Here is an 8,929-nt window from a genome sequence, read left to right as displayed (position 1 = left end):
GCGGGCTTGTCCCGCGCTGGAGTGCGCAGCGCTCCCGTTTTATGGGGGGGCGCTGCGCAGCCCGGCGCGAGCAGGCTCGCTCACTACAGTGCACTCCGTGCTCTCGATTGGTGCACGAACAAACTTGAACTTCGCCCGGGCCCGTTTCTTCTAAGGGGATTCGAACCTGTGTGGAGCATGGCCGTGCCCAGAATCATTTCGCCCCATACGCCGGAGGCGGCGCTGACCGATCACAGCGAACACAACGCCAAGATCTTCGGCTCGCCCAAGGATCGCCTGGATTTCTACCGCCGCGAGATCCAGTACGAAACCACCATCCTGGCCAACCGCACCGACGCCTACCTCACGGCGCAATCGTTCCTGGTCATCGCGTTCGTGTCCGGCATGGGCAACCTCAACCCGGAGTGGGGCAAGTTGTTCACTCTGGTGGTGCCGGTGTTCCTGGTGATGCTCGGCATTCTCAGCTCATTGAACGCCTGGCCGGGGATCCGCGCGGCGTACGAAATCATCGACCACTGGCACTACAAGCAAAGTGAACTGCTGCGCAGCGAGCCAGTGATGGGCCTGGCCTACGATGATTCGCCGCTGTTCTGCGAGACCGAGTCCTCCCACAAGGGCTACCGCAAGTCGCTGCTGTTTTCCATGCGTGCGCCGTGGCTGTTCATGGTGTTCTGGCTATTGCTGGGGGCTTACGCGTTCTACATCCAGGTAGACAACCCCGGTTCCTAGACAAATGGAACTTCGTCGCTGGGAACGTGACCTTAACTTTACGCAGGCAATAACGATGCAGAGGTAAACCATGAGCACACACAAACAACCCGCGACGGGCGCAGACGCCCCCAAAGACCCGGCGCTGAACGCAGACCCCAAGGCCAAAGACCCCAAGGCGCGGGAAAACGACTACAGTCCAGACTTCAAGCCCGAGCGCGAGCCCAAGCCTGAAACCGATGCCGATATCGATACCCAAGGGGGTTAGGGAGAAGGTCATGTCAGAAGAACGGGAAGACGCGCCGGAAGAAGAACTCAACGACCCCGGCAATGAAGACCCGGGGTCGTTGATGGATGACGCAGAGGTGCCGCTTAAGGACGGCAGCCTGGATCAGGACTCGATCCAGGAGTGTTCGGCGCCAATCCTGACGTTGAGTTTGTACTGAAGCGGGAAGTAGTGTTTCTTCAGTTTGTCCAGCTGCATGCCCAGGGTGTCAGGCGGGACAATACCGCTTCGGATATAGGATTGACGTATATCGTGCTCGACATTGACTTTGGGTCCATGGGGCACCAGGCCGCCGTTGACTGCGTGGTATTCCCTGGTTTTGCCATCGAAACCAAGGTCATACATATCAGGTCGTTTCAGTTTCAGGTTGTCGTTGAACAGGGTCGGTCCAACCGTTTCAAAGACCTTGCGTTCATAGGCCTGGAATTCAGGGGTATATAGGACTTGGCCATTTGGGGCTCTGGTTATTGTCGGCCGGTTCGCCTGGAAGTACGGCTTGTTGGCAACGAAGCGCTGTTTCATCTCGGTGATCAGGTCGGTAATGACTGGATTGCCTGCGTGCGTGCCGAAATTACTGGTGTTATAGAACAGTTTGTAGCCTGTCAGGTTCTGGCCCACCGGCTGGTTGAGCAGTACATCATTGGCGCCCGCATTCACTGCATCCGCCCCGACCTTTGTCTGGATGACATCATCCGTATCGAGATAGAACCCCCCGTATTTATTGGCGATGGGATACCGCGCAACGTCGGAGGCAGCGGCCAGGTTCTTGCCTTGCCCTGCTCGGAAATAGTCGTACATGCCGCCGGTTTTCAACTGCTTGAATACGTCATCCTCGTGAAGGTTTTTCACCTGGGTACCTGGAACCCTGCTTTCCAGTTTCTGTTTTATCTGCTGGAAAATGGCTGGGCTGTCCGCGTCCACGTGCAGGATGGAGGTATAGCCAGGGGCTTTGTTTGCGTTGTTGACCAGGTTATCCATCAGCTTGGGAGGGATTTCCTGGCCGGCCCAGAAGTAGTGAAGGTTCTTGGGGACTGGTTTCACCGCCTTTAGCAGGCTTATGGCTGCCGAAGGCGTGACGTCAACAAACTTATAGTGATGTGTCTGGGCTTTCCTGGCCTTTATGAACTCGCTGAAGGGGCCTCGCTGCCATTTGCCCTTGGCGCTGCGCCAGAAGTACGCAGGGTTGAGCGCATCCGCCCCCGGCGCGAGGCTGGCTTCTTTCCAGGCGCCTGCCGCACTGTCGAAGACAACGTTCTGGTCGACGCCCTTGTAGTTGAGCGTGTACGGCGTGATTGAGTTTTCCACGACCTTAATGTCATCCATGGGCACCACGTAGGTGCTGTCCCCCAACCTCCAGGGCGACGTTAACTCGCTGGTGCCTCCCAGTAACCGTGCAGACCTGGCCGAGGGTTCCCAGCCCGAGGTACCCAGATCCCTGATGGGAATATCGGCCCCCGTGCCCTTGGGGTGCCGGATGATGCGCTGGCCGTCCTTGAGCCGGGACTCATACAGCACCCCATCGACCTTCACGTATTCCTTCCCGCTGCGGCCCTTATAGACGTTGCCTTGCAAACCGGTGGCCGATAGTTCGCCCGTGGCAATGTACTGGGCTTCATAACCGCGCAGTGTTGCGTCCAGCGGCCGGACTTCGCCGCCGGTGGCTACCCGGCTTGGCGTGAAGTCTTTCAGGGGCGGGCCGAAAGGCTGTTTCTTGAGCGCGTCATACCGATGCCAGTTGCCCTGGAACATCACGGCCGTGCTTTCGACCGTTTCTAGCCCCTCCTTGAAGGTACCACTGGCCGCCAGGCCATGGTGTTGGCTGGCAGTCAGGGTCTCATCCGCGCTGCCGATCGCTCGCAAGCTGTCAGAGGCACCGGTAGTCGTCGCCTCTGCGACGAAGTTATCCAGCGGTTTGCCGTAGGCTTGCCGTGTATGTGGGTCAACGGCATACCACTGGCCTGTAGCCTCATCGAATGTGGCCAAGGCTTTGCTTTCAGCCGTGGCATTGATTGCCTTGTAGCTGCCTTCGGCGATATCCGGCCTTTTGGCCAACGCCAGCAGGTCGACGCTGCGCTGTGTCCTCAGATACCGCAGCCCCCGGTACCCAGCCTTGAACACGCGCGCGGTGCCGTTGACCACTCCACGCGCCAGGTCATCCAGCCCACCCGCCGGGTTCAGTGCGCCCACCGCCGCACGCCCGACGATCTTGAGGGCATGGCCGGCCTTGGCCAGTGCGCCAAGCCCGGTTGCCGCCGCTTTCGCCCCTTTGATCGCTGTACCAAAACCGACGAGAAAACCGAATACATCCCACGACAGATCCCCCAGGCCCTGAGCAACATTGCCGTTCTGGAAATTGACGATCGCGGACCTGAACGGAATGAGGTTCAGGCCGAACTGTGCGGCCTTTTCATGGGTGGGCACTTCAGTATCGAAGGTCGTCTGGCCCCGCGCCGCCTTTTTCAAGCCGGGCAAGTCCATATCCTGGAGAACCGCGTCCGCAAGGTAGGCCGTTCTCGCGCTGCCGAAGCTGTCGGGGACACCGCTTGCGCCCTTGGATTCGTCCGCCAGCCCGGTGGGGTACTGGCCTTCGGGGGTGACGATCTTGTATGCATTGAAGGGGCGCGACTCTTTGTAATAAGGCTCGCCGGTTTTGAAGTCGCCCAGGTCAGGGCGTTGGGTGATAGTGCCTTTCAGGCGGTCCAGTTGGTAGGTGTGGACCTGGCCATCGCGTTTGATCTTGATCAGCAGGCGGCCTTCAGTTTCTTTGTCGCGTTCACTGGCAAGGACGCCGCCCCATTCGAAATGGGTTTCCCTGGCAAGGGTGATTTCTCCGAATTCGAAATGCTGACGGTCTGCCAAGGGCAGTTTCGCCACCATGTTTTTGATGTGCGCGGCGGTGGCCGTCTTGACCGCCTCGGAATAGGCCGAGAAAGCTTCATCGAACGCGGTGGGCAGGCGCGGCAGCTGTTTGAGTGTTGGCAAGAGCGCTTGGATGTCAAACCCACTCGATGAAGAAACCCAGGTGCCCGGCCTGCCATCACCCGGCAGATCGACGAGCCCGAGTGTGATAGCGCGTAGCGCGTCTCTGCCCGATTCACCCCAGTTATCCGCGGAGCTCGGTGCGTTCAGGAGGCCCCGGCCATCGATGTACAAGTCCAGGATCGAGTAAGGGCCGGGGAAATAGCGGTTGGAGGGTTCTACACGGATGCATTTTTCGTCGAAGTGCTTTGGGGCCACGTCGGGCAAGGCTTTTTTCAATTGCTCCAGTGCCATGTCCCTGGCTGTCGGCAGCTTCGCCGTGGAGGCGTGCGAGGCTTTCTCGAGCTGGCTGACCTGCGCTGCAAACGCTTCGCGTACACGTGTCATTGCAGCGTGGGTGACGGGGTAGGGCAGGCCGTTGGCAACGGCCCAGTCCTTGAGCGCTGCGCTCTGGGCTTCAAACTCGATGCGCGCTTCATCGTCGGATACGGGCGCGATGCTCGCCCGGGTCATGAGTTGGGCGTAGGTCATCGCCGCCGTCGCCCCAGGGGCGCTCGCTTCGATACGGGCAACCGCGGTGGCAAAACTCACCCAACTGTGGGTGCCCAACACCAGGTCTTGCGGTAGGTCCTTGACCAGAAATTCCGGTGCTCGGCTGGCAAGCATCAAGGTGGCTTGGATCGCGGCTTGTTCAGGTGACAAGCCTTTGCCTGCTTTTGCCAGCGCGGCTGTCAACTCCTGCATAACCGCTGCAGCGGTCTTGCCCGCGTTACTGGCAGACAACAACGTGTAGCCCGCGATCCGCAGTTGTGTAGCCTCCGGAGCCGCCTCAGTCGACGCCGAGAGGTCCAGGCTCAGGGCCGCCAACAGCCAGTCGTTGATACTGCCTTTGACCGCGCGGGCCTCGAATTGGGCCTGGATCGCCTGGCCCAGTGCCTGCCCTCTGGGCGACGCGATCAGGCGATCGATCAGGCCGCGGGGATTGGCGATGTGCTCAGGCAGTACGGGGCTGCCATTGAGCAAATAGTCCAGCACGTTGTTGAACGGGGCCAGGTCAATCCCGCCGAGCCTGCCCTGCTGGAGATCGCTGCGCAACTGTTGCTCGCTCACAGCATCCAGGGGCGTGGGCCAGGCCCGCGCACCGCCGTAGTTGCCGTTCTCGGCGGGCTTGGGGGCAGGGGCCAGCAAAGCGTCGACCAGGTTATCCAGTTGATCAAGGGTGGTGGGGATTTTCCAGCCATGGTCCTCGATGAACTGCTTGAGGCTCACGCTGTTGTGGTCGCCCGCGTTAGCCGGCCTGTAGGTGCCGGCGTTGTCTACATACACGACACGGGTCTCCAGTTCATGGGCTATTTGCAGCTGATCCCGGGTGCCCTCTCTGACGAACCCAGCCAAGTGCCGTAAATCATAGGCAGCCTGGTATCGGTTGCGGATATCGGCCAATTGCGCCTGTTGTGCCTCCAGTTGTTGTTCACTGCGGCTGTTGTGTTGAACTGAAAAGAATGGCGACGTCTTGTAAAAATGCGTCATCACCTTGAAGGGGGCGGTGTTGCTCCTCGCTGACAGCGGTGGGGAAAACGCGGGGGAGGGACCGCCGGGTGCAATGACTCGGCCCGCATTCAGGATCGGACCGCTGACGGCTGCCCAGCCTGGGTCATCGAGGCCCAGGGTATGGATGGGTTGCCCGCGCTCGGCTTTGACCGTGAAAGCAATTTGTCCGGAGGCGGGATTGATTTTTATCGAGTCGGGGTTGATGCCCTTGTCCTGTATCCACTGCTGCACATCCGGAGACTCGAAGGCCTGTCCCAGTTGGCTCCACCATTGTCCAAAGACCGAACCGGCGGGAATGGGAAGAAGCGTTGAGGCTGACTGATGAGGTGCATCCACCGCGCGTCGCTGCCGTGCAGGCTGCACCTGGAGCGTTTCGGCGGGCATTTTGTGGAGGGTATTCACACTGCGGGAATTGATCATCGTGAAGTGGCTCTTCATGTGATTGACAGGTAGGTCGTCGAGGCGCTGGCGGCCTGGCGAGTCAACCTGTGTGTCACAAAGCTTTCAGATGATTCCTATTGTCGGCGTCTGTTTCGTTGCCGTTTCTGTCGGCCCCGGCTCACTGCACGTTGATCAATTGCGAACCAATGGTTTTCATCCGGATCATGTCCATCAACTGCCGCAACCCTGGCTGCGATTGGCGGCGGCTGGGGTAGTACATGCACAACGGATCACCCAGGCAGGCCCAGTCTGGCATCACCTCCACCAGGCGGCCGTCCTTGAGTTCCTGTTCGACACGGTTGGACAAACAGTAGGCAATCCCCACGCCCTGCAGTGCAGCGTTGACGATGGTCTCGGTGTCCGCCGCGCTGAAATGCCCCGGCACATCGATGCGTTGCTGGCGCGCGCCGTTACCCAGCTCCCATTTGTAGGTGGTCTTGTCGCCCAGGTACATGCGGATGCAGGCGTGCTGCAGCAGGTCTTTGGGTTCGCGGGGTGCCCCATGACGGGCAAGGTATGCGGGGGAGGCGACCATGATCCAGCGCAACTCGCCGGTCAACGGCACGGCCACCATGTCCTGGGGCACGGTGGCGCCGTAACGGATACCGGCATCGTAGCCCTCGGCGATAATGTCGATCATCTGGTCCTGCACGATCAGGTCCAGGCGCAGTTGCGGGTAGGCTTGCGTGAATTCGCCGAGGATCGGCGCCAGCAACAGCACGGCAGCATCCCGAGGCACATTCAGGCGCAGGCGGCCGATCGGCGCTTCGCGGTACAGCTCCAAGGTATCGAGGCCGTCCTGGATCGTGGCGAAACCCTGGCTGAGTTTTTCCGCGAGCAGGTTACCGGCGTCGGTGGGCTCGACGGCGCGGCTGCTGCGGTAGAGCAATTTCACGCCCAGGCGGGTTTCGAGGTTGCGCATGGTGTGGCTCAACGCCGAGGTGGTCACGCCCAGTTCGTGCGCGGCGTGACGAAAACTGCGGCGCCGGATGATGGCCATGAACACATTGAGATCGGCGAGTTCGGAGCGGTTAAAAGCGGCCATATCAAGACTTTTTTAGGAGAATTCGGTTGTATGCGGCGTTGAGCCCTATTCAACCCGGGATGACCTAGAGTAATTGCTTTTCAAAGTATTGCTATGGGCAGCGTGATTTTTTATGAGTATCGAAACCCTCAAGATCCCCGGTATCGACAAGGCCGTGTCAAGGATCGCCCTCGGTACCTGGGCCATGGGTGGCCGTCTGTGGGGCGGCTCGGACAATGAGCTGTCGATCAAGACCCTTCGCCACGCCCTGGCCAGCGGCATCAACTTGATCGACACGGCACCGGTGTATGGCTTCGGCTTGTCCGAAGAGCTGATCGGCAAGGCCTTGCGCGGCGTGCGCCACACGGCGGTGATCGCCACCAAGGCCGGCCTGCAGTGGGATGACGGCACCACGCGCCGCAACGCCACGGCCCAGCGCATCCGCAAGGAAGTCGAAGACTCTCTGGTGCGCCTGGAAACCGACTACATCGACCTGTATCAGATCCACTGGCCTGACCCCCTGGTGGCCCAGGAAGAAACCGCCGATGAGCTGGAGCGCCTGCGCCGCGAGGGCAAGATCCTCGCCGTGGGGGTGAGCAACTATTCACCGGCGCAGATGGATGACTTCAGCCGCTACACCGCGCTGGCCACCGTGCAACCGCCCTACAACCTGTTCGAGCGCGCCATCGACAGCGACATCCTGCCGTATGCCAAGAACCACGGGCTGGTGGTATTGGCCTACGGCTCGCTGTGCCGGGGGCTGCTGACCGGCAGCATGCATTCGGCCACCAGCTTTGGTGGCGACGATGTGCGCAGGATCGACCCCAAATTCAAGGCGCCGCGTTTCGAACAATACCTGGCCGCCGTCGGCGCGCTGGAGGTGTACGCCCGCGAGTGTCACGGCAAGTCGATACTGGCGCTGGCGTTGCGCTGGGTGCTGGATCAAGGGCCGACCATCGCGCTCTGGGGCGCACGCCGACCGGAGCAACTCAAGGGCTATGAAGAGGCGTTTGGCTGGCACCTGACCGCCGATGACCTGACACATATCGACCGTATTCTGGCCAGCACGATAAAAGATCCGATCGGGCCGGAATTTATGGCCCCCGCCAAGCGTTAACCCTTACGACAGGGATGTCAGCGACAACAAAAAATGACATCCCCGTACGTTGAGGTTTTTGCATGAAGCGCGGCACCCTATTCACGATCGCTGGTGGTTTGCTCTGTGGGCTGTTAGTGGCAGGCGCCCTGAAATGGCGCGGTGATCCTAATGCCCTGTGGCACATCGTCAGCCAGCAATGCGTTCCCGACCAGCAACAGCAGCACAAGCCCGACCCGTGCCTGGCGGTGGACCTGGACCGGGGTTATGCGCTGCTCAAGGATCGCAACGGCCCGTTGCATGACTTGCTGATTCCCGTGGACAAAGTCACCGGCATTGAAGACCCCGCCCTGGGGCGCCAGCTGTTGCCGCATTATTTTACTCAGGCCTGGAAGCACCGCGCGGCGTTATCCGACGGCCTGAAAAAGCCAATCCCGGACGCCTTCGTCTCCGTGGCGATCAACTCGCGTTTTGGCCGCTCGCAGAACCAGTTGCACGTGCACATCGCTTGCCTACGACCCGAGGTGTTTGTCGCCTTGAGCCAGCAAGGCAAAGCACTGGATGAACAGTGGCAGGTGTTGCCGAGGCCGCTGATGGGGCATACCTACAGCGCCCGCACGTTGTCGGCAACCGATGCCGAGGTGCTCGACCCGATGGCGCTGTTGCACGATTACGTCGAGGCCCAGGGCAGCTCGATGAGCCACTACAGCCTGCTGATGACGCCCCGCGCCGACGGCAGCTTTGTGCTGTTGAGCACGCACCTGGCGCTCACCGAACTGAATTTGGGTTCGGCCGGTGAGCTGCAAGATTATCGCTGTGACCTGATGACCCAGTTGTAAGCCCC

At 60.4% G+C, this 8,929-nt stretch carries 7 protein-coding genes; 5 read left to right on the top strand and 2 right to left on the bottom strand.

Going from position 1 to position 8,929, the window contains the following annotated elements; translation table 11 throughout:
* The first annotated feature begins 183 nt into the window (after positions 1 to 183).
* From HX803_RS13590 to HX803_RS13580, 3 genes are all read left to right on the top strand, one after another.
* Positions 184 to 729: a hypothetical protein gene (locus tag HX803_RS13590; protein ID WP_178921234.1), complete on the top strand. Its 546-nt coding sequence runs from the start codon at positions 184 to 186 to the stop codon at positions 727 to 729.
* A 70-nt stretch (positions 730 to 799) separates the two neighbouring features.
* Entirely contained in the window at positions 800 to 976 is a 177-nt protein-coding gene (locus tag HX803_RS13585) for a hypothetical protein (protein WP_178921232.1), read from the top strand.
* A gap of 10 nt (positions 977 to 986) precedes the next feature.
* Entirely contained in the window at positions 987 to 1,154 is a 168-nt protein-coding gene (locus HX803_RS13580; RefSeq protein WP_178921175.1) for a hypothetical protein, read from the top strand.
* On the opposite strand, the gene HX803_RS13575 is transcribed toward HX803_RS13580, so the two are convergent.
* Both HX803_RS13575 and HX803_RS13570 read right to left on the bottom strand, forming a co-directional pair.
* Entirely contained in the window at positions 1,100 to 5,944 is a 4,845-nt protein-coding gene (locus HX803_RS13575) for a glycosyltransferase (RefSeq protein WP_256732850.1), read from the bottom strand. The two genes, HX803_RS13580 and HX803_RS13575, sit on opposite strands and share 55 nt — an antisense overlap.
* 139 nt (positions 5,945 to 6,083) lie before the next feature.
* A complete protein-coding gene (locus HX803_RS13570; RefSeq protein ID WP_178921230.1) occupies positions 6,084 to 7,010 on the bottom strand; it encodes a LysR family transcriptional regulator in 927 nt (308 codons plus the stop codon).
* Positions 7,011 to 7,122: 112 nt separating this feature from the next.
* Here HX803_RS13570 and HX803_RS13565 point away from each other — a divergent pair, with 112 nt between their 5' ends.
* Both HX803_RS13565 and HX803_RS13560 read left to right on the top strand, forming a co-directional pair.
* A complete protein-coding gene (locus HX803_RS13565) occupies positions 7,123 to 8,106 on the top strand; it encodes an aldo/keto reductase (protein ID WP_178921228.1) in 984 nt (327 codons plus the stop codon).
* Positions 8,107 to 8,168: 62 nt separating this feature from the next.
* Complete coding sequence (locus HX803_RS13560; RefSeq protein ID WP_178921227.1) at positions 8,169 to 8,924, top strand: CDP-diacylglycerol diphosphatase; 756 nt, start codon at positions 8,169 to 8,171, stop codon at positions 8,922 to 8,924.
* The last annotated feature ends 5 nt before the right edge of the window (positions 8,925 to 8,929 follow it).

The sequence above is a fragment of the Pseudomonas sp. P7548 genome, from assembly GCF_013386585.1.
GTDB lineage: Bacteria > Pseudomonadota > Gammaproteobacteria > Pseudomonadales > Pseudomonadaceae > Aquipseudomonas.
The sequence above is the reverse complement of the archived record's forward strand: the minus strand, read 5'-3'. Positions and strand labels throughout refer to the sequence as shown.

Bases quoted from the DNA above. Each gene is read 5' to 3' on its own strand.
- HX803_RS13585 (WP_178921232.1), top strand. From the start codon at position 800: ATGAGCACACACAAACAACCCGCGACGGGCGCAGACGCCCCCAAAGAC.
- HX803_RS13580 (WP_178921175.1), top strand. From the start codon at position 987: ATGTCAGAAGAACGGGAAGACGCGCCGGAAGAAGAACTCAACGACCCC.
- HX803_RS13575 (WP_256732850.1), bottom strand. From the start codon at position 5,944: ATGATCAATTCCCGCAGTGTGAATACCCTCCACAAAATGCCCGCCGAA.
- HX803_RS13570 (WP_178921230.1), bottom strand. From the start codon at position 7,010: ATGGCCGCTTTTAACCGCTCCGAACTCGCCGATCTCAATGTGTTCATG.
- HX803_RS13565 (WP_178921228.1), top strand. From the start codon at position 7,123: ATGAGTATCGAAACCCTCAAGATCCCCGGTATCGACAAGGCCGTGTCA.
- HX803_RS13560 (WP_178921227.1), top strand. From the start codon at position 8,169: ATGAAGCGCGGCACCCTATTCACGATCGCTGGTGGTTTGCTCTGTGGG.